At 62.1% G+C, this 24,769-nt stretch carries 22 protein-coding genes and 1 tRNA gene; 19 read left to right on the plus strand and 4 right to left on the minus strand.

Annotated elements, in window-relative coordinates; translation table 11 throughout:
• Positions 1 to 183: 183 nt before the first annotated feature.
• The 6 genes from cysS (at position 184) to QZ190_RS11230 (ending at position 5,811) form a co-directional block, all read left to right on the plus strand.
• Positions 184 to 1,560, plus strand: coding sequence for a cysteine--tRNA ligase (gene cysS, locus QZ190_RS11205; RefSeq protein ID WP_291916259.1), 1,377 nt, complete (start codon positions 184 to 186; stop codon positions 1,558 to 1,560).
• The gene (locus tag QZ190_RS11210) at positions 1,557 to 2,207 is read left to right on the plus strand and encodes a DNA-3-methyladenine glycosylase 2 family protein (RefSeq protein WP_291916261.1); all 651 of its coding nucleotides are present in this window, start codon (positions 1,557 to 1,559) and stop codon (positions 2,205 to 2,207) included. The genes cysS and QZ190_RS11210 overlap by 4 nt, the downstream gene beginning before the upstream one ends.
• A gap of 49 nt (positions 2,208 to 2,256) precedes the next feature.
• A complete protein-coding gene (locus QZ190_RS11215) occupies positions 2,257 to 3,231 on the plus strand; it encodes an acetyl-CoA carboxylase carboxyltransferase subunit alpha (RefSeq protein WP_291916264.1) in 975 nt (324 codons plus the stop codon).
• 40 nt (positions 3,232 to 3,271) lie between these two features.
• On the plus strand, positions 3,272 to 4,228 hold the full coding sequence (tilS, locus tag QZ190_RS11220) for a tRNA lysidine(34) synthetase TilS (protein WP_291916267.1): 957 nt from the start codon (positions 3,272 to 3,274) through the stop codon (positions 4,226 to 4,228).
• Between the two features lie 209 nt (positions 4,229 to 4,437).
• Positions 4,438 to 5,700, plus strand: coding sequence for an aspartate kinase (locus tag QZ190_RS11225; RefSeq protein WP_291916271.1), 1,263 nt, complete (start codon positions 4,438 to 4,440; stop codon positions 5,698 to 5,700).
• Between the two features lie 18 nt (positions 5,701 to 5,718).
• Positions 5,719 to 5,811, plus strand: a tRNA-Ser gene (locus QZ190_RS11230).
• A gap of 77 nt (positions 5,812 to 5,888) precedes the next feature.
• Here QZ190_RS11230 and QZ190_RS11235 read toward each other — a convergent pair.
• Positions 5,889 to 6,863 (minus strand): NADPH:quinone oxidoreductase family protein, encoded by a 975-nt coding sequence (locus QZ190_RS11235; protein ID WP_291916274.1) that lies wholly within the window; start codon positions 6,861 to 6,863, stop codon positions 5,889 to 5,891.
• A gap of 194 nt (positions 6,864 to 7,057) precedes the next feature.
• On the opposite strand from QZ190_RS11235, the gene surE reads away from it, so the two are divergent.
• The 5 genes from surE (at position 7,058) to rlmD (ending at position 11,851) form a co-directional block, all read left to right on the plus strand.
• Positions 7,058 to 7,828: a 5'/3'-nucleotidase SurE gene (surE, locus tag QZ190_RS11240; RefSeq protein ID WP_291916277.1), complete on the plus strand. Its 771-nt coding sequence runs from the start codon at positions 7,058 to 7,060 to the stop codon at positions 7,826 to 7,828.
• Between the two features lie 155 nt (positions 7,829 to 7,983).
• Complete coding sequence (locus QZ190_RS11245) at positions 7,984 to 8,658, plus strand: protein-L-isoaspartate(D-aspartate) O-methyltransferase (RefSeq protein ID WP_291916408.1); 675 nt, start codon at positions 7,984 to 7,986, stop codon at positions 8,656 to 8,658.
• Between the two features lie 14 nt (positions 8,659 to 8,672).
• A complete protein-coding gene (locus QZ190_RS11250) occupies positions 8,673 to 9,518 on the plus strand; it encodes a peptidoglycan DD-metalloendopeptidase family protein (protein ID WP_291916279.1) in 846 nt (281 codons plus the stop codon).
• A 45-nt stretch (positions 9,519 to 9,563) separates the two neighbouring features.
• Entirely contained in the window at positions 9,564 to 10,349 is a 786-nt protein-coding gene (locus QZ190_RS11255) for a 3'-5' exonuclease (RefSeq protein ID WP_291916282.1), read from the plus strand.
• 65 nt (positions 10,350 to 10,414) lie between these two features.
• Positions 10,415 to 11,851: a 23S rRNA (uracil(1939)-C(5))-methyltransferase RlmD gene (rlmD, locus tag QZ190_RS11260; protein WP_291916285.1), complete on the plus strand. Its 1,437-nt coding sequence runs from the start codon at positions 10,415 to 10,417 to the stop codon at positions 11,849 to 11,851.
• 88 nt (positions 11,852 to 11,939) lie between these two features.
• On the opposite strand, the gene QZ190_RS11265 is transcribed toward rlmD, so the two are convergent.
• On the minus strand, positions 11,940 to 12,632 hold the full coding sequence (locus tag QZ190_RS11265) for a Bax inhibitor-1/YccA family protein (protein ID WP_291916288.1): 693 nt from the start codon (positions 12,630 to 12,632) through the stop codon (positions 11,940 to 11,942).
• 193 nt (positions 12,633 to 12,825) lie between these two features.
• Between QZ190_RS11265 and QZ190_RS11270 the strand changes: the two genes are divergently transcribed.
• The gene (locus QZ190_RS11270; RefSeq protein WP_291916291.1) at positions 12,826 to 13,233 is read left to right on the plus strand and encodes a heme-binding protein; all 408 of its coding nucleotides are present in this window, start codon (positions 12,826 to 12,828) and stop codon (positions 13,231 to 13,233) included.
• Positions 13,234 to 13,337: 104 nt separating this feature from the next.
• On the opposite strand, the gene ilvD is transcribed toward QZ190_RS11270, so the two are convergent.
• Positions 13,338 to 15,038: a dihydroxy-acid dehydratase gene (gene ilvD, locus QZ190_RS11275; RefSeq protein WP_291916294.1), complete on the minus strand. Its 1,701-nt coding sequence runs from the start codon at positions 15,036 to 15,038 to the stop codon at positions 13,338 to 13,340.
• A 103-nt stretch (positions 15,039 to 15,141) separates the two neighbouring features.
• On the opposite strand from ilvD, the gene lgt reads away from it, so the two are divergent.
• Positions 15,142 to 15,939 (plus strand): prolipoprotein diacylglyceryl transferase, encoded by a 798-nt coding sequence (gene lgt, locus QZ190_RS11280; RefSeq protein WP_291916297.1) that lies wholly within the window; start codon positions 15,142 to 15,144, stop codon positions 15,937 to 15,939.
• An 86-nt stretch (positions 15,940 to 16,025) separates the two neighbouring features.
• Positions 16,026 to 17,408 (plus strand): alpha/beta fold hydrolase, encoded by a 1,383-nt coding sequence (locus tag QZ190_RS11285; RefSeq protein WP_291916300.1) that lies wholly within the window; start codon positions 16,026 to 16,028, stop codon positions 17,406 to 17,408.
• A gap of 17 nt (positions 17,409 to 17,425) precedes the next feature.
• Here the strand turns inward: QZ190_RS11285 and QZ190_RS11290 are convergent, their stop codons facing one another.
• Positions 17,426 to 18,349, minus strand: a complete 924-nt coding sequence (locus tag QZ190_RS11290; protein ID WP_291916303.1) for a helix-turn-helix domain-containing protein — start codon at positions 18,347 to 18,349, stop codon at positions 17,426 to 17,428.
• Between the two features lie 393 nt (positions 18,350 to 18,742).
• On the opposite strand from QZ190_RS11290, the gene QZ190_RS11295 reads away from it, so the two are divergent.
• From QZ190_RS11295 to QZ190_RS11315, 5 genes are all read left to right on the plus strand, one after another.
• Positions 18,743 to 20,227, plus strand: a complete 1,485-nt coding sequence (locus QZ190_RS11295; protein ID WP_291916306.1) for an aldehyde dehydrogenase — start codon at positions 18,743 to 18,745, stop codon at positions 20,225 to 20,227.
• Between the two features lie 18 nt (positions 20,228 to 20,245).
• A complete protein-coding gene (locus QZ190_RS11300; RefSeq protein ID WP_291916309.1) occupies positions 20,246 to 21,610 on the plus strand; it encodes an aminotransferase class III-fold pyridoxal phosphate-dependent enzyme in 1,365 nt (454 codons plus the stop codon).
• Positions 21,607 to 22,866 (plus strand): Tm-1-like ATP-binding domain-containing protein, encoded by a 1,260-nt coding sequence (locus tag QZ190_RS11305; protein WP_291916311.1) that lies wholly within the window; start codon positions 21,607 to 21,609, stop codon positions 22,864 to 22,866. The genes QZ190_RS11300 and QZ190_RS11305 overlap by 4 nt, the downstream gene beginning before the upstream one ends.
• Positions 22,859 to 23,527: an HAD-IA family hydrolase gene (locus tag QZ190_RS11310; protein WP_291916314.1), complete on the plus strand. Its 669-nt coding sequence runs from the start codon at positions 22,859 to 22,861 to the stop codon at positions 23,525 to 23,527. Before QZ190_RS11305 ends, QZ190_RS11310 begins: the two co-directional genes overlap by 8 nt.
• A 187-nt stretch (positions 23,528 to 23,714) precedes the next feature.
• Positions 23,715 to 24,710 (plus strand): tripartite tricarboxylate transporter substrate binding protein, encoded by a 996-nt coding sequence (locus QZ190_RS11315; RefSeq protein WP_291916315.1) that lies wholly within the window; start codon positions 23,715 to 23,717, stop codon positions 24,708 to 24,710.
• Positions 24,711 to 24,769: the final 59 nt, after the last annotated feature.

Consider the following 24,769-nt stretch of genomic DNA (forward strand, 5'->3'; position numbering starts at 1 on the left):
CGGGGATATACTGAGCGGTCATTGTAGCGGAGCCCCCAGCGGTTTTCCGTGTGCCGAAAGGTGCCGCCAGCCCCGTGCGCGCTGGCTTTTTTTGAGCCGTTTTGCCGCCGTTGCCTGTCCCCACGGCCCCGGGTGCACAGCACCCCAAGCGGCTTTTGTTGACCGCCATTTTTTCGATCTGACATGAGTTTGCGCATTTTCAACACGCTCAGCCGTGCTGTTTCCGATTTTTCTCCGGCCGAGCCCGGCCATGTGCGCATGTATGTGTGCGGCATGACCGTGTACGACCTGTGCCACTTGGGCCACGCCCGCTCGATGATCGCGTTCGATGTGGTGCAGCGTTGGCTCAAAGCCAGTGGCTACAAGGTCACCTATGTGCGCAACGTGACCGACATCGACGACAAGATCATCAAACGCGCCCTGGAAAACGGCGAAACCATCCGCGGCTTGACCGACCGCATGATCGACGCGCTTCACCAGGACGCCGATGCCCTGGGGATTGAGCGCCCCCAGCACGAGCCCCGCGCCACCGACTTCGTGCCCCAGATGCTGAGCATGATCGGCACGCTGGAGCAAAAGGGCCTGGCCTACCGCGCGGGCAATGGCGACGTGAACTATTCGGTGCGCAAGTTTGCCGGTTACGGCAAGTTGTCCGGCAAGTCGCTGGACGAATTGAACGCGGGCGAGCGCGTGGCCGTAGAAACAGACAAACAAGACCCGCTGGACTTTGTGCTCTGGAAGAGCGCCAAACCCACCGAGCCGGAAGACGTGAAATGGGCCAGTCCCTTTGGCACAGGCCGTCCTGGCTGGCACATCGAGTGCTCGGCCATGGCCTGCGAGCTGCTGGGTCAGACCTTTGACATCCACGGCGGCGGGGCCGACCTGCAGTTTCCGCACCACGAAAACGAAATTGCCCAAAGTGAAGGCGCCAACGGCCAGCCTTTGGCGCGTTTTTGGATGCACAACGGCTTCATCAATGTGGACAACGAAAAGATGTCCAAGAGCCTGGGCAACTTCTTCACCATCCGTGATGTGCTCAAGGAGTTCGATGCCGAGACGGTGCGCTTTTTCATTGTGCGCAGCCATTACCGCAGCTCGCTCAACTACAGCGATGTGCACCTGAATGACGCCAAGGGCGCTTTGAAGCGCCTGTACACCGCGCTTCAGGCTGTGCCGCCAGCCGAGGTGCAAATCAACTGGTCCGACCCTTTGGCCGCTCGCTTCAAAGCCGCCATGGACGAAGACTTCGGCACGCCCGAGGCGGTGGCCGTGCTGTTTGAATTGGCAGGCGAGGTCAACCGCAGCGGCTCGGCCGAGCGTTCGGGCTTGCTCAAAGCCTTGGGCGGCTTGCTCGGTTTGCTGCAAACCGACCCGACGGTGTACCTGCAGGCAGGGGCCGGTTTGGATGAGGCGGCCATTCAGGCCCAGATTCAGGCCCGAGCGGACGCCAAAAAGGCCAAGAACTTTGCCGAAGCCGACCGCATCCGCAACGATTTGCTGGCGCAAGGCATTGTGCTCAAGGACTCGGCCGCAGGCACGACCTGGGAGTCGGCGCAGTGACGCTCAGCCCCAGCCTGGAGGTGATCCCTGTCACGCCCGCTTATTGGGCCGAGGCCTGTGCGCACCTGGCCAAAAAAGACCGGGTCATGAAAAAGCTCATTCCCCAATTTGGCGATGCCATTTTGGAGACCCGGGGCGATGCTTTTGTGACGCTGGCGCGCTCCATCGTGGGCCAGCAAATTTCGGTCAAGGCCGCCCAATCGGTGTGGGACCGGTTTTCAGCCTTGTCCAAACGGCTCACGCCTGGCGCCGTGCTGAAACTCAAAGTGGACGACATGCGCGCGGCCGGTTTGTCGGCCCGCAAGGTCGAGTACCTGGTCGATCTGGCGGTGCACTTCAGCTCGGGCACGGTGCACGTCAAGGCCTGGCAAGAGATGGACGACGAGGCCATCATCGATGAGCTGGTGGCAATTCGCGGCATTGGCCGTTGGACGGCCGAGATGTTCCTGATCTTTCACCTGCTGCGGCCCAATGTGCTGCCGCTCGATGATGTGGGGCTGATCAACGGCATCAGCCGCAACTATTTCTCGGGCGAGCCTGTTAGCCGCAGCGACGCCCGCGAGGTCGCTCAGGCCTGGAGCCCGTATTCGACCGTGGCAACTTGGTATATTTGGCGCTCGCTGGACCCCGTGCCGGTGGCGTATTGAGGGGCTGGACACCGCGTCCACCCGGAAACTGAACAGAGAGGAGTCCAACTTGGCCAAAAAAACATTTCTCGACTTTGAGCAACCCGTTGCCGAACTCGAAGCCAAGATCGAAGAATTGCGTTATGTGCAGACCGAGTCGGCGGTGGACATCACCCTCGAAATCGATCAGCTGAGCAAAAAAAGCCAGCAACTGACCAAAGACATTTACAGCGACCTGAGCCCCTGGCAGGTCACCAAAATCTCGCGCCACCCAGAGCGTCCTTACACGTTGGACTACATCAACGGCATCTTCACTGACTTTGTCGAGATGCACGGCGACCGCCACTTTGCCGACGATTTGTCGATCGTGGGCGGCCTGGCCCGCTTCAATGGTCAGGCCTGCATGGTGCTGGGCCAACAAAAAGGGCGCGACACCAAAGAGCGCACGCTGCGCAACTTTGGCATGAGCAAACCCGAGGGCTACCGCAAAGCGCTGCGCCTCATGAAGACCGCCGAAAAATTCAAGCTGCCCGTCTTCACCTTTGTCGATACGCCAGGCGCCTACCCCGGCATTGACGCCGAAGAGCGCGGTCAATCAGAGGCCATTGGCCGCAACATCTTTGAGATGGCCCAGCTCGAAGTGCCGATCATCACCACCATCATTGGCGAAGGCGGCTCCGGCGGGGCTTTGGCCATTTCGGTGGCCGACCAGGTCTTGATGCTGCAGTACTCGGTCTATTCGGTCATCAGCCCCGAAGGTTGTGCCTCCATTTTGTGGAAAACCAGCGAAAAGGCCGAAGTGGCGGCCGATGCCCTGGGCATCACCGCCCACCGCCTCAAGGCCTTGGGTCTGGTGGACAAAATCGTCAACGAACCTGTGGGCGGTGCGCACCGCGACACGGATCAGATGGTGTCTTTCCTCAAGCGCGCTTTGGGCGATGCCTGGCGTCAGGTGGCCGACCTCAAACCCAAAGAACTGCTCGAGCGCCGCTATGAGCGCCTCAACAGCTACGGCCGCTTCACCGACACCAAAGCGGGCAAGTAAATCGGTTGTGATACCCGCTGCGCAGCCGCAGGCTTTACCCATGGCAGCACAGCGCTCACCCACCCCCGAACAGGCCCTGGCTGGTTTCAGCCCGGGCCTTCCTTTTGCGGTCGCGTTCAGTGGCGGAGCCGACTCCACTGCGCTGCTCCTGGCCTGTGCCCGTCGATGGCCCGGGCAGGTGAGGGCGGTGCACATCCACCACGGCCTGCAGGCCGCTGCCGATGGCTTTGAGGCGCATTGCCAAGCACTGTGTCTGGCCCTGGGGGTGCCACTGGCCGTGCGCAGAGTGCAGGCGGGCCACGCACCGGGCCAAAGCCCCGAAGACGCTGCGCGCCAAGCCCGTTATGCCGCGCTGGCCGAAGCCGTTAAGACCGAATGGCCCGAGGTGCGCGATGTCGCCTTGGCCCAGCACGCCGATGACCAGATCGAAACCTTGTTGATTGCCTTGTCGCGTGGCGCAGGCCTGCCCGGTTTGGCCAGCATGCCCGCGAACTGGCAGCGGCAGGGCCTGGCCTGGCACCGCCCGTGGCTGGCTGTGCCGGGTGTGAGCCTGCGTGAATGGCTGCAAAGCCAAGGACAAGGCTGGGTGGAAGACTCCAGCAACACGGACGAGAAGTTCACCCGCAACCGCATCCGCGCCCGCGTCTTGCCCGCGCTGGCCCAGGCCCTGCCCGCTTTTCGCGAGACCTTTGCCCGCAGCGCCGCCCATGCTGCGCAAGCGCAAGAGGTGTTGAACGAAGTGGCGGCGCAAGATCTGGCGCAAGTGGGTGTGCCCCCACGCATCCAGGCCCTGCAGCAGCTCAGCCGTGCCCGCCAAGCGCTGGTGTTGCGCCACTGGCTGCGGCAGTGCCATGCCACCACGCCCAGCACCGCGCAACTGCACGAGCTGCTCGACCAGGTGGCGGCCTGCACCACGCGGGGGCACCGTTTGCATCTGAAAGTAGGGCAGGGCTTTGTCGAGCGCGACGGCCCCAGTTTGTCATTTGTGGGTGCCTGAGACCCCTGGCCCATGCGCGGGGCCGTGCGAGCTGGCCCCAGCGGTTGGACAAGCCTGGCCGCCGGGCCTGCCGGGTCATGTACGCGTCAGCCCGGTTGCTACAATTGACAGGTTTTGCTGGGGGCTCAACCCCCTTTTGAACGCCGGGAGTGCGGCGTCCGAATGCTTTGCAGCGCCGCATCCGCTTTTTTCTTTTACCCAAACTACACATGGCTTTGATCGTTCACAAATACGGCGGCACCTCGATGGGCTCGACCGAGCGCATCCGCAATGTCGCCAAGCGCGTGGCCAAATGGGCCCGTGCTGGCCACCAGATCGTGGTGGTGCCCAGCGCCATGAGCGGTGAGACCAACCGCTTGCTGGGCTTGGCCAAAGAGCTGGCCCCCGCCAAGCCCGACACCGCCTACAGCCGCGAACTCGACATGCTGGCCTCCACGGGCGAGCAGGCATCGTCTGCATTGCTGGCCATTGCGCTGCAATCCGAAGGCCAGCCCTCGGTCAGTTATGCCGGTTGGCAAGTGGCCATCAAGACCAACGATGCCTACACCAAGGCCCGCATCGAATCGATCGACGACGTCCGTGTGCGCGCCGACCTCGCCGCAGGCAAAGTGGTCATCATCACCGGCTTCCAGGGTGTGGACAGCGAGGGCAACATCACCACGCTCGGCCGTGGCGGCTCTGACACCTCGGCGGTGGCCGTGGCTGCTGCCATGAAAGCCGACGAGTGCCTGATCTACACCGACGTGGACGGTGTCTACACCACCGACCCGCGCGTGGTGCCCGAAGCCCGACGCCTGCACACCGTGAGCTTTGAAGAAATGCTGGAGATGGCCTCGCTCGGCTCCAAGGTCCTGCAAATCCGCTCGGTGGAATTTGCGGGCAAGTACAAAGTGCCCATGCGTGTGCTCTCGAGCTTCACGCCCTGGGACATCGACATCAACGAAGAAGCCGCATCCGGCACCCTGATCACTTTTGAGGAAGACGAACAAATGGAACAAGCCGTCGTTTCCGGCATCGCATTCAACCGCGACGAAGCCAAAATCTCCGTGTTGGGCGTGCCCGACAAGCCCGGCATCGCCTACCAAATTCTGGGCGCTGTGGCCGATGCCAACATCGAAGTCGATGTGATCATCCAGAACCTGAGCAAAGACGGCAAGACCGACTTCAGCTTCACCGTGCACCGCAACGACTACGCCAAGACCATCGACCTGCTCAAGGAAAAAGTGCTGCCCTCATTGGGTGCGGCCGAAGTGTTGGGCGACGCCAAGATTTGCAAAGTGTCCATCGTCGGCATCGGCATGCGCAGCCATGTGGGCGTGGCCAGCAAGATGTTCCGCAGCCTGAGCGAAGAGGGCATCAACATCCAGATGATCTCGACTTCCGAAATCAAGACCTCGGTCGTGATCGACGAAAAATACATGGAATTGGCCGTGCGCGCCCTGCACAAAGCCTTCGATCTTGACCAAGCGTAAGCTATAATCTGACCCACTGGAAACGTGACCGAGTGGCCGAAGGTGCTCCCCTGCTAAGGGAGTATGGGGTGTAGAGCCTCATCGAGGGTTCGAATCCCTCCGTTTCCGCCAGAACCAAGCCCGTGAGATTCGTCTCACGGGCTTTTTTCTTGGGCACTGCCCCTCGCCTGGGGGCAGTTTTCAGTCCATCAGTTGACCATCACCAGTTTGCCTTTAACGCTGCGCGAACCCATCAGGGCGTAAGCGGCTTTGAGCTCGCTCATGGGCAGGGTGCGGTCCAGCACGGGTTTGATCTTGCCTTGGCCGTACCACTGGGCCAGTTCGCCCATCATGGCCGCGTTGGCTTGGGGTTCGCGTTTAGCAAAGTCGCCCCAAAACACACCGACCAAGGATGCGCCCTTGAGCAAGGGCAGGTTCAGCGGCAGCGAGGGGATGGGGCCGCCTGCGAAGCCCACCACCAGGTAGCGCCCACGCCAAGCAATCGAGCGGAAAGCGGGTTCGGCCAGATCGCCACCCACGGGGTCGTACACCACGTCGGGGCCTTTGCCTTCGGTGAGGGTTTTCAGGGCTTCGCGCAGGTTTTGTGTGCTGTAGTTGATGGTGGCATCGGCCCCCAGTGTGGTGCACAGGGCGCATTTTTCGTCGGTCGATGCCGCCGCAATCACTTTGGCCCCCATGGCTTTGGCTATCTGGATGGCCGCTGTGCCCACGCCGCCTGCAGCGCCCAGCACCAGCACGGTCTCTCCCGCTTTGAGGGCTGCACGGTCCACCAGCGCATGGTGCGAGGTGGCGTAGGTCATGATGAAGGCAGCGCCATCGGTGGCCGGAAAACCGGCGGGCAAAGGCATGCACAGTTTGGCCGGGGCCAGGGTGTGGGTGCCAAAGCCACCCGTGCCCGACAGGCAGGCGACGCTTTGTCCAACTTTGATGTGCGTCACGCCTTCACCGACAGCCTGCACCGTGCCCGCGTATTCCGAGCCCGGCACAAAGGGCAACTCGGGCTTCATCTGGTACTTGTTTTGCACGATCAGCAGGTCGGGGAAATTCAGGCTGGCCGCCTCAATCTGAATGAGCACCTGGCCCGGTCCGGGTGTCGGGGTGGGCAGTTCTTTCCAGGTGAGGGCGTCAACGCCCGTGGGGTTCTCGCAAAGCCAAGCATGCATGCCGTGTCTCCAAATGAAATCAGGAATCAAAAATGATGATCTTAGGCATTCAGGCGCTGACCTTCGTGTCCCCCTAGCGACCGCCTGCGCAGGGCCCGAGCGCCACCGTTTTGGCCGCCATCGTGGCCTTTAACGGGTGGGCCCGTGCACCTGGGGCATCCCCCTACAATGACCGATTGAACAAACGCTCAACTATGAAAATCCTGATCTCCAACGACGATGGCTTTCGGGCCGAGGGCATTGTGGCCTTGTACAACGCGCTCAAGGACATGGCCGATGTCGAAGTGGTGGCCCCAGAGCACAACAACAGCGCCAAATCCAATGCCCTGACCCTGCACACGCCGCTGTATGTGAACCGGGCCGACAATGGGTTTCGCTACGTCAATGGCACGCCCGCTGACTGTGTGCACATCGCTTTGACGGGTTTGTTGGGCTATCGCCCGGATCTCGTGATCTCGGGCATCAACAACGGGGCCAACATGGGTGACGACACCTTGTACTCGGGCACCGTGGGCGCGGCCATGGAGGGGTATTTGTTTGGCATTCCCGCCATCGCAGTCTCGCAAATCGACAAGGGCTGGGCGCACCTCGATGCCGCAGCCAGCACCGTGGCCAGAATGGTCCAGCAGATGATGCAGCAGAGCCTGATCGGCCCGCGGCCCTGGTTGCTGAATGTGAACATCCCCAATTTGCCGTTGGCGCAGATCAAGCCGCCCAAGGTGTGTCGCCTCGGGCGGCGGCATGCGGCCGAGCCGGTCATCACGCAGGTGGACCCGAGGGGTCAGACCATGTATTGGATTGGCGCAGCCGGTGCGGCCATGGACGACAGCGCAGGCACCGATTTCCATGCAGCCGACCAGGGGCATGTGGTGGTCACGCCTTTGAAGGTGGATTTGACCGAACACGACCACTTGCAGGCCTGGAGCCAGACCTGTGCGCGCCTGTGGTCGCAGGACGGGGCATGAAAGCCAGGCCCAGTTTTCCGGCCAAGTTGCCCCCCAGTGGGGGCCCGTCTTCGGCTTCTTTGAGCCCTCAGGTGGCCAAGGCCCATCCACGTCCTGCGGCCGGGCTGGTGGCGAGCAATGGGCTGCCCAGCCTTGGGCCGGGGCGGCTTAAAGCCATGCCCGCCACCCCTGTGTCCAGCGGTTTGGGCCTGGATTCGAGCGCGGTGCGCGAGCGCATGGTGGCCAAATTGGCCGAGCAGGGCGTGCAGGACCCGTGGGTTTTGCAGGCCATGGGCCAGGTGGAGCGGCACCGTTTTGTCGAAACCGCTTTGGCGGGTCAAGCGTACGAAGACACCAGCTTGCCCATCGGCTTGGGCCAAACGATCTCCAAGCCCAATGTGGTGGCCCGCATGATCGAGTTGCTGCGACAAGATGTGCCGGGCAAACTGGGACGGGTGCTGGAAATTGGCACCGGTTGCGGTTACCAAGCGGCTGTGCTCAGCCTGGTGGCGACCGAGGTCTACAGCATCGAGCGCTTGCGCGGCTTGCACGAAAAAGCCAAAAAAAACCTGCTGCCTTTTCGCTTGCCCAATGTGCACCTGCTGCTGGGCGACGGCATGCTGGGTTTCCCCAAAGGTGCCCCTTATGCCGGGATCATTTCGGCTGCGGGGGGTGATGAGGTGCCTTCGGTCTGGCTGGACCAGTTGGCCGTCGGGGCCCGGCTGGTGGCCCCCACGGTGACGGCCTCGGGGCACCAGGCGCTGGTGGTGATTCGCAAAACCGCCACGGGCTTTGATCGACAGGTCTTGGAGGCGGTTCACTTTGTGCCTCTAAAATCGGGGATTGCATGATGGAATGGCACCGGATGATGTTTCGTGAATTTTCCCGTTTTTGGCTCGCAGCTTTGACACTGCTGGTGTTGGCCGGGTGTACCTCCTCCCCGCGTGCGCCCGCACCCGTAGAAACGCGCGGTGCCAGCACCAGAATGAGCGCCCCGGCGGCTGCACCCGCAGCAGAGACGGTGAAGGTCATGCCGGGCGCGGAAAACGCGGGCAAGCCGGGGTATTACACCGTGCAACGCGGCGACACCTTGACCCGCATTGCTTTGGACCATGGCCACTCATGGCGTGATTTGGCCAGCTGGAACAACCTGCCCAACGCCCATTTGATCGAGGTGGGGCAGGTTTTGCGTGTAGCCCCACCGGGCGCCACAGTAGAGGCCAGTGGCGTGGTGGTGCAGCCGATCGGTGGCAGTGCCGAAGTGGCGACATCCGCTAAGCCTGCAGCAGCACCCGCACCCGCGCCCGCGCCCACATCTGCATCCGCACCGTCTGCCAACGACGAAGGTCTGGGTTTTGCCTGGCCCGCTAGTGGCACCGTGGTCGCTGGCTTTGACGAGGCCAAAAACAAGGGCCTGGACATTGCGGGCAAAGCGGGCGACCCGGTGCTGGCCGCCGCCGATGGCCAGGTGGTCTATGCCGGTGCAGGTTTGCGCGGCTATGGCAACCTGATCATCCTCAAGCACAACAACACCTTTTTGACCGCCTATGCCCATAACCAGGCCTTGCTGGTGAAGGAAGACCAGAAAGTGCGTAAGGGCCAAAAAATCGCCGAAATGGGCAAAACAGACGCCGACCGCGTGAAGCTGCATTTCGAGATCCGCCGTCAAGGCAAACCGGTGGACCCGGCCAAGTACCTGCCTGCGCGCTGAAGCGCCAAGCCGCTGGGTCGATCATCACAAGCGCCGGCTCGAACCATGCCCTGGCCTGTTCTGGTGTTCGACATCGAAACCATCCCCGACATGGCGGGTTGGCGGCGGCTCAACCCAAATGACGTGGCCTTGACCGATGTGCAGGTGCACGCTCAGTGGCAGGCCGAGCGGGCGGCAGAGGGCAAAAGCGATTTCATGCCCCTGTACCTGCAACGCATCCTGTGCATCAGCTGCGTGTTTCGCAATGCCGAGGGTTTGCGCGTGCACTCCTTTGTGGACCGCGATGGCCACAGCGAAGCCAAAGTGGTTCAGACCTTTTTTCAGGCCATTGAAAAGCATGCCCCCCAATTGGTCAGCTGGAATGGCAGCGGTTTCGATTTGCCGGTGTTGCACTACCGGGGTTTGATGCACGGCGTGGTGGCCGACAAGTACTGGGACCTGGGCGACGATGACCGCGAGTTCAAGTGGAACAACTACATCTCGCGCTACCACATGCGCCACCTGGACCTGATGGACTTGCTGGCCAAATACACCCCTAAAAACAATGCACCCATGGATGCATTGGCCAAGCTGTGCGGCTTTCCGGGCAAGCTGGGCATGGACGGCTCGCAGGTCTATGCGCAGTTTCAGGCCGGGCACACCGAAGACATTCGGCGCTACTGCGAAACCGATGTGATGAACACCTATTTGCTGTACTGCCGCTTTCAGAAAATGCGCGGCGGCTTCACCGAGGCAGAGTACGCGCAGGAAATCGCCTTTGTCCAGGACGAGTTGGGCAACTTGGCCCCGCAAGAGCCGCACTGGCAGGAATACTTGCAAGCCTGGACCTGAAGTTTCCTAGCGAAACTGTGTGCTGGGCCCTCAAGGGTGGCCTCACATCCTGAGACAATTGGGGCATGAGCGATCCAGACATTTCCCTTTCCCAAGCCCACGCCGACGAACCCAGCCACTCCAGCGCCGACCTGCCCGAGGGCTGGCTGCGTGTGGGCTCCCTCGACATGGATGCCCAAGGCATCGCCCGCCGACCTGACGGCAAAGTCGTGTTCATCGAAGGCGCTTTGCCTTTTGAGCTGGTGTCGGTCAACGTGCACCGCAAAAAGAACAACTGGGAGCAAGGCACCGTCACCCAGATCCACCACGAGTCGTCTCAACGTGTGCGGCCAGGCTGCCCGCATTTCGGCTTGCATGCGGGGGCCTGCGGTGGCTGCAAGATGCAGCACCTGGAGGCTTCGGCCCAGGTGGCCATCAAGCAACGGGTACTCGAAGACAACCTGTGGCACCTGGGCAAAGTCAAAGCCGAAACCATGCTGCGCCCCATCGAGGGTCCGACCTGGGGCTACCGCTACCGCGCCCGCCTGTCGGTGCGTTACGTGATCAAGAAAGGCGAAGTGCTGATTGGTTTCCACGAGCGCAAAAGCCGTTACATCGCGGACATGAAAGTCTGCCCGGTCCTGCCGCCCCACGTCAGCCGCATGCTGCTGCCATTGCGCGCCTTGATCGGCCAGATGGAGGCCCGCGAAACCCTGCCTCAGCTGGAGCTGGCCTGCGGCGACGAGGTCACGGCTTTGGTGCTGCGCCACCTGGAACCCTTGAGCGAGGGTGACAAAGCCCTGCTGCGGGCATTTGCCGCCGAGCACCAGGTGCAGTGGTGGCTGCAGCCCAAAGGCCCGGACACGGTGCATTTGCTGGACGAGGGTGGGGCGCAGCTCAGTTACGGTCTGCCCGACTTTGGCATCACCATGCCATTTCGGCCCACCGATTTCACCCAAGTGAATCCCTTCATCAACCGCGTGCTGGTGGCCCGCGCGCTGCGCTTGCTGCAAGCGCAAAAGACCGAGCGGGTGATCGACTGGTTCTGCGGTCTGGGCAACTTCACCTTGCCGCTGGCCACGCAAGCGGGCGAGGTGCTGGGTATTGAAGGGGCAGAGACCCTGGTGGCGCGTTCACGCGACAACTACGCCCGCAACCAAGCCACACGGCCCGAAGGTCAGACCTTGGCCCCCACGCAGTTTGTGGCGCGCAATTTGTTCGAGATGACGCCCGAAATGCTGGTGGCCGACGGTACTGCCGACAAATGGCTGGTCGACCCGCCGCGCGAAGGCGCCTTTGCCCTGAGCAAAGCGCTGGCCGAGCTGCACGAAAACCAGGACCTGCGCCAAGGCTGGACACCACCCCAGCGCATTGTGTATGTGAGCTGCAACCCCGCCACGTTGGCCCGGGATGCGGGCATTTTGGTGCACCGCGCCGGTTACCGCTGCGTGGCCGCAGGGGTGATCAACATGTTTGCGCACACCGCCCATGTGGAGAGCATGGCGGTGTTTGAGTTGGTCTGAGGCCACGCAATGGGCAGCGGGCTATTGGGCCCCTGCAAGCACAAAAAAAAGGCTCCGGAGGGAGCCTTTTTTGCGAGAGGAATGCAGATCAGTCGCGTTCGCCGCCCATGATGCCCAGCAGGGCCAGCAGACTTTGGAAGATGTTGAAGACGCTCAGGTACAGGGCCAAGGTGGCGCTGATGTAGTTGGTCTCGCCGCCATCCAGGATGCGCTTGAGGTCATACAACAAGAAGGCGCTGAAAATGCCGATGGCCAAGGTCGAGAGGACCAGCATGCCCGCAGTGGAGCCCACAAACACGTTGATGATGCCGCCCACCATCAGGACCATGGCGCCAACAAACAGCCATTTGCCCATGCCGGACAGATCGCGCTTGATGACGCTGGCCAGGCTGGCCATGACAAAGAACACACCGGCTGTGCCTGCAAAAGCGGTCATCACCAAGTCAGCACCGTTTTTGAAGCCGAGCACCATGGCGATCATGCGCGAGAGCATCAGGCCCATGAAGAAGGTGAAGGCCAGCAATACGGGCACACCAGCGGCCGAGTTTTTGGTTTTCTCGATGGCGAACATGAAACCGAATGCACCGCCCAAAAACACCACCAGGCCCACAAAGCCGGTGAGTGATTGGGTGATGCCTGTGCTCACGCCAACCCAAGCGCCCAGCACAGTGGGCAGCATGCTCAGGGCGAGCAGCCAATAGGTGTTGCGCAGAACGCGGTTGCGTGCCGCCAGGTCCACATGGCCCCAGCCAGCGGAATTGAGGGTGCGAAGGTCGCTCATGGTGTATCTCCTGAAAAGGCCTTTGAAAAAGGTTGGGCCATTGTAGAGGCCCCAACCGGGCGGGGTACACAAGCCAGGGATTTCCGGCAGTTGATGGGGTTATCCGGGTGAATCAGTTTTGCATTGGGGGTGAGCAATCGATGGGCGGCGCGCGTGTATGCTTGTGACTTCCATTCTTCAGACCCTCATCCCCATGAAAACTCAGTCCTCTCTCGAACTGTCCGATGTCAAAGCCATCGCCGCCGCTGCCGAAGCCGAAGCCCTCCAGAACCATTGGGCAGTCAGCATCGCCATTGTGGATGCGGGCGGCCATTTGCTGCACTTTGCCCGTCTGGACGGTGCGCCTCCCGTGTCCGCGCACATCGCCCCGGCCAAAGCGCACACCGCAGCCTTGGGTCGCCGCGAGAGCAAGGTGTACGAAGACGTGATCAACGGTGGACGCACTTCCTTTTTGTCGGCCCCGACCATTCAAGGCATGCTCGAAGGTGGCGTGCCGATCATGAAAGATGGTTTTTGCCTGGGCGCAGTCGGTGTGAGCGGCGTCAAGTCGAACGAAGACGCTCAGATCGCCAAGGCCGGTATCGCCGCCATCGGCCTGTGATGGCCTGATCCGGGCAGCCTGGGGCGGCCCTGATGGTTTTTCAAAACCATTGACCCACAAAAAAGCCGCTTCACAGCGGCTTTTTTGTGGGCGTCAAGAACGCATCAATACAGGTCGAGCACCGCCCCTTTGCTGGCGCTCGATGCATTGAATGCGAACTTGGCCTGCACGCCACGGGTGTAACGGGGCTCTGGGGCTTTCCAGCCTTCGCGGCGCTTGGCCAGTTCGGCTTCGGGCACGTTGAGTTCCAGAATCAACTTGTGCGCGTCGATGGTGATGCTGTCGCCTTCATGCACAAATGCGATGGTGCCGCCGGCTGCGGCTTCTGGGGCGACGTGGCCCACCACCATGCCCCAGGTGCCGCCGGAGAAACGGCCATCGGTGATCAGGCCCACGCTTTCACCCAGACCGGCACCGATCAGGGCGCCCGTGGGGGCCAGCATTTCGGGCATGCCGGGGCCGCCTTTGGGGCCGAGGTAGCGCAGGACCATCACGTCGCCGGCTTTGATCTTGCCCGCCAAAATGGCTTCGAGGGCCGATTGCTCGTCGTCGAACACACGGGCCGGGCCGGTGATGACCGGGTTTTTGAGACCGGTGATCTTGGCCACAGCACCTTCGGGCGACAAATTGCCCTTCAAGATGGCCAAGTGGCCTTGTTTGTACATGGCGTTCTCGATGGTGTGGATCACGCTTTGCTCGGGTGGGGCGTCCGGCACATCTTTGAGCACTTCGGCAATGGTTTGGCCGGTGATGGTGATGCAGTCGCCATGCAACAAGCCCGCGTTGAGCAAAATTTTCATGACTTGCGGAATACCACCGGCCACATGCAGGTCCACAGCCAATGCTTTGCCGCTGGGTTTCAGGTCGCACAAAACGGGCGTGCGCTGGCGGATGCGCTCGAAATCATCAATGCTCCACTCAACGCCTGCGCAATGCGCGATGGCCAAGAAGTGGAGGACCGCATTGGTGGAGCCGCCGGTGGCCATGATCACGGCCACAGCGTTTTCAATGGACTTGCGGGTCACGATGTCGCGTGGCTTGATGCCTTTGCGGATGGCTTCCACCAAAACGCGGGCCGACTCTTTGGCCGACTCGACTTTTTCGTCGTGCACGTTGGCCATGGTGGAGGAGTAGGGCAAAGAGATGCCCAGCGCCTCGAAAGCCGAAGACATGGTGTTGGCGGTGTACATGCCGCCGCACGAACCCGTGCCGGGGATGGCGCGCTTTTCGATCTCGAGCAGGTCATCGTCGCTCAGCTTACCTGCAGCGTTTTCGCCCACGGCTTCAAACACGCTCACGATGTTCAGGTCTTTGCCTTGGTAGCGGCCCGGCAAAATGGTGCCGCCGTACACATAAATGGCGGGCACGTTGGCGCGCAGCATGCCCATCAGGCCGCCGGGCATGTTTTTGTCGCAACCGCCGACCACCAGCACGCCGTCCATCCACTGGCCTTGCACGCAGGTTTCCACGCAGTCGGCAATCACCTCGCGCGACACGAGCGAGTACTTCATGCCCTCGGTGCCCATGGCCATGCCATCCGAGATGGTGGGGGTGCCAAAGACTTGGGCGTTGCCACCGGCGGCTTCGATGCCCTCAATGGCGGCATCGGCCAACTTTTGCAGGCCGCTGTTGCAAGGGGTGATGGTGCTGTGCCCGTTGGCCACGCCCACCATGGGTTTGACGAAATCGCTCTGTTCATAGCCCATGGCGTAGTACATCGACCGGTTGGGGGCGCGGGATTTGCCCTCGGTGATGTTGGCGCTGCGGCTGTTGATGGGGGTGATCGGGATGATTTTGTCGCTCATGGTGGTGTCTCGGTAGAAGCCCAAAAGAAGGTCGCCACATTCTAACGGGCGCTGGTCAGGCCTTTGTGTCCAGTGCGAGGCATCTCCGGTGCACAATCCGGGCATGCTGATCCATCCTCAAATTGACCCCGTCGCCCTGCAATTGGGGCCCTTGGCCATCCACTGGTATGGCCTGACCTATTTGGCCGCTTTTGGCCTGTTTTTCTGGCTGGGCGTGCGGCGTCTGGGCCATGCGCCCTTCAAACACCTGCCGCAGTGGCAAAAACGCGATGTGGAGGACATCCTGTTTTTGGGTGTGCTCGGCGTCATTTTGGGCGGGCGTGTGGGTTACTGCCTGTTTTACAAGCCCGCTTACTACCTGTCCAACCCGCTCGAAATTTTCGCCATCTGGCAAGGCGGCATGAGCTTCCATGGGGGCTTGCTGGGTGTGATGCTGGCCATGGTCTGGTTTGCCCGCACCCGCGAGCGGCCGTTTTTGCAGGTCATGGACTTTGTTGCGCCGTGTGTGCCCACGGGACTAGCCGCCGGTCGGGTGGGCAATTTCCTCAACGGCGAACTTTGGGGCCGGGTGGCCGATCCTTCCTTGCCTTGGGGCATGGTGTTCCGGGGGGCGGGTGATTTGCCACGTCACCCTTCGCAGCTCTACCAGATCGCGCTGGAAGGCTTGCTGCTGTTTGTGCTGCTCTGGTGGTTTGCCCGCAAGGACCGCCCCACCGGGCAGGTGTCCGGGGCCTTTTTGCTGGGCTACGGCTTTTTCCGCTTCGTGGCCGAATTCTTCCGCGAACCCGATGCGCACCTGGGCCTCTTGAGCCTGGGCATGAGCATGGGGCAGTGGTTGTGTGTGCCGATGATGTTGGGCGGGGTGGCTTTGTGGGCCTTCTCAGCCCGAAAATCCAACTGAAGCGGTTTGGGCTGACACCTTCGGGTCAGCACCCATGAACGGAATCCTTCACCATGAAGCACTTTTGACATGGAAGGATGGGTCCCATGAACTTGCTGCGAAGAAAACTTTGGCTTGCTGCTTTGTCCACCCTGTTGCTGGGGGCCTGTTCGGGCACCTTGCCCACTGCGGGGGCTGACAAACCGCCCGTGGTGTTTGTCCATGGCAATGGCGACACAGCCGCCTTGTGGCAAAGCACGATGTGGCGCTTTGAATCCAATGGTTGGCCGCGCGAGCGCCTGCATGCCATCGATGTGCCCTATCCCCTGGCGCGAGACGCCGACAACAAGCCCCAAGCGGGCCGCACCTCCACCGCCGAGCACATGGCCTTTTTGCGCGAAGAAGTGCAAGCGGTCTTGAAGCGCACGGGTGCTGCGCAGGTGGTCTTGGTGGGCAACTCGCGGGGTGGCAATGCGATTCGCAACTTCATCTGCAACGGTGGAGGGCAAAACCTCGTCAGCCATGCGGTGTTGGGCGGCACACCCAACCACGGTGTTCAGGCCATCCCCGGCGTCAACGAAGCCAATGAATTTTCTGGCACCGGACCCTTTCTGAGTCAGCTCAATGCGCCCAAAAATGCGCAAGGTGACGAGGTGTGTGGCCCAGCCAAATGGATGACCATCCGCTCGGACAACAACGACAAATTTGCCCAGCCCGATGGCCTTTGGATTGGCATGAAAGGCAAGCCCACCAATGTGACTTTTGCCGGCCCGGAGCTCAAAGGGGCGACCAATGTGGTGATCCCCCGCATTGACCACCGCGAAACCTCTTATTCGGCAGCGGCTTTTGAAGCCACTTACCGATTCATCACGGGTCGCACGCCTGCTTTGGGCATTCAAACCGAGGCTTCGGTGCTGTTGAACGGCAAAGTGGTGGGTCTGGGCTTGAATCCACAAGACGCGCAGAGTGGCAACTTTGTGAACAATTTGCCACTGGTTGGTGCAGGCCTTGAGGTTTATGAGGTCGACCCTGTGACAGGGCAGCGCAAAGGCGGTGCGGTGCATCAAAAAACTGTGGGCACCGACGGGCTTTGGGGGCCTTTCAAAGGCACATCACAAGCAGCCTATGAGTTTGTTATCACGGCCAAAGGCTATGCCACGACACACATTTACCGCAGCGCATTTCCACGCTCGAGCGGCATTGTCCACATGAAGCCCGAGCGGATTGCGCCAGCCGACCAGACTGCTCAGTCGCTGGTCAGCTTTGTGCGGCCACGCGGTTACTTCGACCCGCAGCGTGACCAGATGCGTCTGGACGGCAAAACGAGCTTGCCGGGTGTGCCCCCGGGAGCGGGCGTGGCCAGTTCCAAACTGCGGCTGGATGACAAAACCCAGCGAACTGTGGCCGCTGAATTCAACGGCGAGCGCCTGGTGGGCTTGACCTGGCCCTTGGCAGAGGGCCGCACCACGGTGCTGGAGTTGACTTACTGAGCCTGACCCGTTGTGGGTCAGTTGGATTTGCGGCCCTCAAAGTCCCTCAAGGTGGCGGACGGCAACTCGCCAAATAGCTTTTTGTAGTCCTGAGCGAACTGGCTCAGGTGCCAAAAGCCCCAGTGCGAGGCGATGTCCTGGATGGTCACGCCCGATGCGGCCTGGCGCAGTGCGCGGCGCACCCCGTTCAGCCTTAAAGAGCGCAGGTATTTGACCGGGGTCGTGCCCAGCACGTCCTGAAAACAATAGTTGAGCTTGCGCCGGCTCGTGCCCACCCGGCTGCACACCTCCAGGATGGACAGAGGCTCGTCGGCATGCCCGAGCATCAGTTCACAGGCGCGGTCGACCAGCTTCTTGCGCCGCTCCAAATTGGGCAGCTCCGAGGTGTCCACCTGCGGGGGCAGGGCTTCGAGCCATTCCATCAAGATCTCATCGCGCAATTGGCGCAAGGCCTGTGGGTCGTGCTGGCGGTGCGCCAGGGCGCTGGCTTGGTCCTGCACGGTGAGCTGCAGGTCGCGCAGGTTCTGGGCCTTGATGTCGGTGGTTTGCAGCACCAGCTGCTTTTCGAGCCAATGCGCCAGGGGTTTTTGGTACATGCGCTCCCACAGCGGGTTGAGCAGGCTGCGGTTAACCACCACGGCGATCAGGGTGAAGTGGGGTGGGGTGGTCAGGTCCACCTCGTCGCCTTTGCCGCACATGATGGCGTGGGCCGGCACCCGCTGGCCGTTGAAAAACAAATCCGGTGAGTCCTGCAGGGCCATGGCAAAGCCGTACACGCTCTCGTCGAGTCGCCCGCGCTGGCGCAGGGCGATGCTGGTGTCTTCGCGCAGCAGGGTCACTTCGGGCAGTTGCACCTGGTGGATGCGCCCCTTGAACTGGCCGGGCGAGAGTTGTTCGTATTGCAGCGCCCAGCCCTGCTGGGCCAGGGCGTGCTGGTCCATGTCCTGGGTGTCCAGTACCTGGACCCAGGGTGGGTCGGGGCTGGGAGGATTCATCAAAAAAACAAAACAGTCGTCTGGGGCATGACCCCGAGTGTGCCTGTTTCATGCAGGGAGGCTTTTTCGTGAAAACCCGGGGTGTGCGGTGCCCAAACTTGATAGTGACTTGCGCACCTTGTGCTTAGCATGGGCTTTGGCTTGAGAGACGCCGTGTGAACCTGGGCATAGGCTTTTTGCTGACCCATGACGAGCTGTGCTTCGGCTGGTTTGGCGCAACGTCTTCATACAAGCGCCAGACGCCCGGGTTGCCATCTGATCGCGTCCTCTGCGCAGGAGGGCATCGTCCTGCATCTTTCTTATTGAAACCACTGATGGATTGAATTTTGGGAGAACACATTGAAACAAGAACACATCGACGCACTGCGTCACTTGCCCATTGCCCACCAAGGTCTGCTGATCGAAGGACAGTGGCAGCCTGCAGCATCTGGCCAGACCTTGCCCGTGGTCTCGCCTATCGACGGGCAGACGCTTTGCAGCATCGCCGCTGCCGGGGCTGTGGACGTCGACCGCGCGGTGCAGGCGGCCCGCCGCAGTTTTGAGCAGGGCGTGTGGTCACGCATGGCGCCGGCTGAGCGCAAGAAAATTCTGCACCGCATTGCTGACCGCATCGAGGCGAACCATGCCGAACTGGCGGTGCTGGGCGTGCGCGACAACGGCACCGAGATCGTCATGGCCTGGAAGGCCGAGCCGGGCAGCGCGGCGGGCACCTTCCGCTACTACGCCGAGTGTGTCGACAAGATCAACGGCGAGATCGCCCCCACGCCAGAAGGCACGCTGGGCTTGATCCACAAGGAGGCGGTCGGCGTGGTGGGGGCCATCGTGCCCTGGAACTTTCCGTTGATGATCGGTGCCTGGAAGATCGCGCCGGCCTTGGCGGCTGGCAATTCGGTGGTGCTCAAACCTTCTGAAGACGCCTCGCTGTCTTTGCTGCGCCTGGCACAGCTGTGCCTGGACGCGGGCTTGCCCCCGGGCGTGCTCAATGTGGTCACCGGCACAGGCGCAGAGGCGGGCGAGGCGCTGGCGCGGCACATGGATGTGGACATCTTGACTTTCACCGGCTCGGGCCCGGTGGGACGCCTGTTGCTCAAGGCTTCGGCCGAGTCCAACCTCAAGCGGGTGTACCTGGAGCTGGGTGGCAAGTCGCCCAATGTGGTGTTCGAGGATGCGCCCGATCTGGCGCAGGCGGCCAAGGTCTCGGCCATGGGCATCTTCCGCAACAGCGGTCAGGTGTGTGTGGCGGGCTCGCGCCTTTTGGTGCAGCGCTCGGTACATGATGAATTTGTGGATCGCCTGCAGAACATCGCTTCCAGCTTGCGCGTGGGTGACCCGCTCGATGTGACGACCGACATCGGTGCCGTCAGCAGCGCTCGCCAGCTGGCCCGCAACCAGAGCATGCTGGCCCGTGCTTTAGAGCAGGGCGCGCGTCTGCGTACGGGTGGTCAGGTGATTGCGCCTGTGCCCGGTGGCCAATACATGAGCCCTGCCGTCCTCGATGGCGTTCAGCCCGAGATGGAGATTGCCCGGCAGGAAGTCTTTGGCCCGGTGCTGGCCGTCATGCCTTTTGACGATGAGGCCCATGCTGTGCGCCTGGCCAACGGCACCGAATATGGGCTGGCAGCAGGGGTGTGGACCGGCAGCCTGTCTCGTGCCCACCGCATGGTGCGCGCCATCAAGGCCGGGCTGGTGCACGTCAACACCTATGGCGGCCCCGACATCACCGTGCCGCTGGGCGGCGTGCGGCAGTCGGGCAATGGGCATGACAAGTCGATGCATGCCCTGGACAAATACCTGGACCTGAAAACGGCCTGGATTCAGCTTTGATTTTTGAAAGTAAATGACATGAACCACTCCCAACTCAAGGCGGACAACGCCCAATACCTGTGGCACCCCATGGCCCACCCGGGGCAGATGAAAAAATCCACACCCGACATCATCGCCAAAGGCGAGGGCTGCTGGATCTGGGACGTGGATGGCCACAAGATGCTCGACGGCGTGGGGGGCCTGTGGGCCTGCAACCTGGGCCACAGCAACAAACCTGTGCGCGACGCCATCGTGGCGCAGATGGATGAGCTGCCGTTCTACAACGTGTTCCGCGGCACCACCCATGTGCGGGCGATCGAGTTGTCCAAACGCCTGGTGCAGACGATGGAGCCTGAGGGCGTGGCCACGGTGATGTTTTCCACCGGCGGATCGGACGCGGTGGAGGGTGCGCTCAAAGTGGCGCGTCAGTACTGGAAGCTCAAAGGCCAGGCCGACCGCTTCAAGTTCATCAGCCTGCGCCAGGGTTACCACGGCGTGCACTTTGGCGGCATGAGCGTGAACGGCAACACCAATTTCCGCCGCGCTTACGAGCCGCTGCTGCCCGGCTGCTTTCACGTCGACACGCCTTGGGCGTACCACAACCCCTACACCGATGACCCGATTCGCCTGGGCGAAATTTGCGCCGAAATGCTCGAGCGCGAAATCGTGTTCCAGGGGCCGGACACGGTGGCGGCCTTCATTGCCGAGCCGGTGCAGGGTGCGGGTGGTGTGATCGTGCCGCCCCCCAACTACTGGCCGCTGGTGCGCCAGATTTGCGACAAGTACGGTGTGCTCTTGATTGCCGACGAGGTGGTGACCGGCTTTGGCCGCGTTGGTGAGCTGTTTGGCACGCGCCTGTGGGGTGTGAATGCCGACATGTGGTGCTTGGCCAAGGGCATTTCTTCGGGCTACATCCCGCTCGGGGCCACGGCCATCAACCGCCGCATTGCCGAAGTGTTTGACGCCGACACCACGGGCACGGCCTCGGTCTCTCACGGCTACACCTACAGCGCGCACCCGATCGCAGCCGCTGCGGCGCTGGCCACGCTCGACCAGATCGAGGCGCTGGACATCCCCGGCAACGCCGCCCGCGTGGGGGCGCACCTGCAAACCCGCCTGCGCAAGTTGGTGGACACCTGCAGCTTTGTGGGCGATGTGCGTGGTGTGGGCCTGATGCTGGGCATCGAGATGGTGAGCGACAAGGCCAAGCGCACGCCCATGACCCGCACCAGCGACATCCCGGCGCGGGTGGCCAAGGCCGCCTACAAGGCCGGTTTGATGGTGCGCATCTCCGGCCCCAACCTGATCCTGTCGCCGCCATTGGTCATCACCCGGGAGGAGGTCGACTTCATGTGCGACGTGCTCGAAGCCGCCTTTGCTGCTGTGCAGGAGGGGCGCGCATGAAGAGCCCGGTCATTCTGATCGTCGGCACCGTCGACACCAAGAGCGACGAGATCGGCTTCATGCGCGAGCAGGTGCAGGCCGCTGGCGGCCAGGCACTGATCATGGACGTGGGTGTGCTGGCCAAAGGCCGGGTGGTCCCAGACATTGCCAACACCGATGTGGCCGCTGCAGCGGGCGTGACGCTGCAGCAGGTGATGGACAGTGGCGACGAAAACAGCGCCATGGCCTTGATGGCCCTGGGCGCAAGTCGCCTGGCGGTGCAATTGCAGCGCACGGGCCGCATGGACGGCTTGCTGGTGCTGGGCGGCACCATGGGCACCGATCTGGCGCTCGATGTTGCCAGCAGTTTGCCGCTGGGCGTGCCCAAAGTGGTGCTTTCCACGGTGGCGTTTTCGCCCCTGTTGCCACCCGATCGCATGCCGCCCGATTTGATGATGGTGCTCTGGGCGGGTGGTCTCTATGGCCTCAACAGCCTGTGCCAGTCGGCCCTGGCCCAAGCCGCAGGCGCGGTGGTGGGAGCCTGCCGCGTGGCGCGGGTGCCGCGCTTTGACCGGCCGGTGGTGGGCATGACCTCTTTGGGCTCGAGCTGCCTGAAATACATGGTGCAACTGCAGCCCGAACTGGACAAACGCGGGTTTGACCTGGCGGTGTTCCACACCACGGGCATGGGGGGCCGGGCGTTTGAATCACTGGCTGCACAGGGTCAATTTGCCTGCGTGATGGACTTCAGCCTGCAGGAGATGGTCAACCAGATGGGCGGCTCGGTGGTCAGTGCAGGCCCCGACCGCCTGATGGGCGCAGGCCTGAAAGGTGTGCCGATGATCGTCGCTCCGGGTGCCACCGACCTGGTGGACTACCCGGCCTGGGGCCAGATGCCCGAGCGCTTTGCAGGGCGTCCCTCGCACGACCACAACCGCCTGATCGCCTCCGTTGGCATCGACGCAGACATTCGCCGTGAATTTGCTCGGGAGTTGGCCAGTCGCTTGCGCCAGGCGCAAGGCCCGGTGCACCTGGTGCTGCCCCTGCAAGGCATACAAGAGTGGGACCGGGCCGGTGCACCGCTGCACGATCCAGAAGGTCTGGCCGCGATGATGGACGAAATGGCGCAATGCGATTGGGGCGCGGCCGAAGTCTCGCGCATCGACGCGCACATCAACGATGCTGCTTTTGTACAGCAGGTGCTTGCAGTGTTTGACGACTGGCTGGCCAAAGGGCTGGTGGTGCCTGCTGTGGGCAAGAAAGCCTCACATGTCTGATGCTGTGAAACCCGAAGACAAGGCCTTGATTCTGGACTTTGGTGGTGTCATCAGCCGCACTTTGTTTGAAACCCATGCCTTGAGTGAAGCCGCTTTGGGCCTAGCTGCCGGCACGCTCAACTGGCAAGGCCCGTTTGCGCCTGAAACCGATGCGCTGTGGCAAGCCATGCAGGCCGATCAGATCAGTGAACGCGATTACTGGATGCAACGCACCCGCGAGGTCGGTGGCTTGTTGGGCGAAGACTGGACCGCGATGCAAACCTTTGTGCAGCGCGCTCGGGGGGTGGATGTGCAGGCCGTGATCCGGCCCGAAGCGGTGACGGCCATCCACCAGGCCAAGGCGCTGGGCTACAAGCTGGGCATTTTGTCCAATGAGCTGGATCTGTTTTATGGGGCTGATTTTCGCGAACGTTTGCCCTTGCTCCAGCAGTTTGACGTGATCGTGGACGCCACCTACACCCAGATCCTCAAGCCCGACCCACGCGCTTACCAGGCGTGTGTGCAGGCTTTGGGGGTGCGGGCCGAGCATGCGGTGTTTGTGGATGACCAGCTGCGCAACGTGGCGGGCGCCCAGCGCTGCGGCTTGGCCGTGGTGCATCTGGATGTTTGCCAACCGGGTGCCGGTTTTGCCACCGCCTTGCAGCTGCTGGCCGCACTGTGATGCGCGGTTTGGGCCTTGGCACAGGGCCAGGCAGGGCGAGTGCAGGGCGAGAGCAGGGCATGTAGGGGGGGCGTCTTGACGGGGGAAGGGGCCGGTAGGGCCTGGGATCGGACGTGACACCCCGGCCCGTGCCTGTGTTTGCAAAAACTTTATGATGCCGCTTCCAAACAAAACCCGGAGACACGACATGAACAACTTGAACCCCTGGGGCCAACGCCGCGACTTTTTGAAGGCCATGGCCGCCGTGACGGGCTCACTGCCTGTGTGGGCCCGGGCCCAAAGCAGCTGGCCTTCCAAACCGGTGACCATGGTGGTGCCCTTTCCGGCAGGCGGCGGCACCGATGCCTTCGCCCGGCCCCTGTCGGCCCAATTTGCCAAGCTGACCGGCAAGCAGCTCATCATTGACAACCGGGGTGGAGCGGGTGGCACTTTGGGCGCTGGCGTGGCCGCCAAATCGACGCCCGATGGCTACAACCTGTTCATGGGTGCCGTTCACCACACGATCGCGCCCAGCATGTACCCCAAGCTGGACTACGACCTGGAACGCGACCTGATCCCCTTGATTTTGGTTGCCAACGTGCCACAGGTCCTGGTGGTCAATCCCAAAAAAGTGCAGGCGGCCGACTTCAAGGCCTTCCTGGAGATGGTCAAAAAGAACCCCGGTCGTCTGAACTACGGCTCTGCCGGGGGCGGTACCTCGCACCATCTGGCCGGCGAGTTGTTCAAGCTGCAGACCAAGACCTTCATCACCCACATCCCTTACCGGGGTGCTGGCCCGGCCTTGCAAGACCTGATCGCGGGCAACGTGGACATGATGTTCGACGGCCTGGGCTCGTCGGCGGCGCACATCAAGGGCGGCCGCATCAAGGCCCTCATGGTCTCGGGTGCGAAGCGCAATGCGGCATTCCCGGACGTGCCTTGCTCGGCCGAGCTGGGTTTACCCGATTACACCGTGTCCACCTGGTACGGCGTGTGGGCCCCCAAGGGCACGCCAGCGGATGCCCAAGCCCGCGCCATTGAAGAGATCCGTCGCGCCTGCCAGACCGACGAGGCCAAAGCCGTCTGGGCCAACCAGGGGGCGGAATTCCCCAACCTGACCACCACCCAGTTCGATGGCTTCATCAAGAAAGAGCTGACCAAGTGGTCGCAAGTGGTCAAGGCCTCCGGGGCCAAGCTCGACTGATTGCGGCACTGGATGTTCAACGGGCCTGTGATCGGGCCTTGTTCATGCCCTTTTACACC

Source organism: Limnohabitans sp., assembly GCF_017848645.1.
GTDB lineage: Bacteria > Pseudomonadota > Gammaproteobacteria > Burkholderiales > Burkholderiaceae_C > Limnohabitans_A.

Bases quoted from the DNA above. Each gene is read 5' to 3' on its own strand.
- cysS (WP_291916259.1), top strand. From the start codon at position 184: ATGAGTTTGCGCATTTTCAACACGCTCAGCCGTGCTGTTTCCGATTTT.
- tilS (WP_291916267.1), top strand. From the start codon at position 3,272: ATGGCAGCACAGCGCTCACCCACCCCCGAACAGGCCCTGGCTGGTTTC.
- QZ190_RS11225 (WP_291916271.1), top strand. From the start codon at position 4,438: ATGGCTTTGATCGTTCACAAATACGGCGGCACCTCGATGGGCTCGACC.
- QZ190_RS11235 (WP_291916274.1), bottom strand. From the start codon at position 6,863: ATGCATGCTTGGCTTTGCGAGAACCCCACGGGCGTTGACGCCCTCACC.
- surE (WP_291916277.1), top strand. From the start codon at position 7,058: ATGAAAATCCTGATCTCCAACGACGATGGCTTTCGGGCCGAGGGCATT.
- QZ190_RS11245 (WP_291916408.1), top strand. From the start codon at position 7,984: ATGCCCGCCACCCCTGTGTCCAGCGGTTTGGGCCTGGATTCGAGCGCG.
- QZ190_RS11250 (WP_291916279.1), top strand. From the start codon at position 8,673: ATGATGTTTCGTGAATTTTCCCGTTTTTGGCTCGCAGCTTTGACACTG.
- QZ190_RS11255 (WP_291916282.1), top strand. From the start codon at position 9,564: ATGCCCTGGCCTGTTCTGGTGTTCGACATCGAAACCATCCCCGACATG.
- rlmD (WP_291916285.1), top strand. From the start codon at position 10,415: ATGAGCGATCCAGACATTTCCCTTTCCCAAGCCCACGCCGACGAACCC.
- QZ190_RS11265 (WP_291916288.1), bottom strand. From the start codon at position 12,632: ATGAGCGACCTTCGCACCCTCAATTCCGCTGGCTGGGGCCATGTGGAC.
- QZ190_RS11270 (WP_291916291.1), top strand. From the start codon at position 12,826: ATGAAAACTCAGTCCTCTCTCGAACTGTCCGATGTCAAAGCCATCGCC.
- ilvD (WP_291916294.1), bottom strand. From the start codon at position 15,038: ATGAGCGACAAAATCATCCCGATCACCCCCATCAACAGCCGCAGCGCC.
- lgt (WP_291916297.1), top strand. From the start codon at position 15,142: ATGCTGATCCATCCTCAAATTGACCCCGTCGCCCTGCAATTGGGGCCC.
- QZ190_RS11285 (WP_291916300.1), top strand. From the start codon at position 16,026: ATGAACTTGCTGCGAAGAAAACTTTGGCTTGCTGCTTTGTCCACCCTG.
- QZ190_RS11290 (WP_291916303.1), bottom strand. From the start codon at position 18,349: ATGGACCAGCACGCCCTGGCCCAGCAGGGCTGGGCGCTGCAATACGAA.
- QZ190_RS11300 (WP_291916309.1), top strand. From the start codon at position 20,246: ATGAACCACTCCCAACTCAAGGCGGACAACGCCCAATACCTGTGGCAC.
- QZ190_RS11305 (WP_291916311.1), top strand. From the start codon at position 21,607: ATGAAGAGCCCGGTCATTCTGATCGTCGGCACCGTCGACACCAAGAGC.
- QZ190_RS11310 (WP_291916314.1), top strand. From the start codon at position 22,859: ATGTCTGATGCTGTGAAACCCGAAGACAAGGCCTTGATTCTGGACTTT.
- QZ190_RS11315 (WP_291916315.1), top strand. From the start codon at position 23,715: ATGAACAACTTGAACCCCTGGGGCCAACGCCGCGACTTTTTGAAGGCC.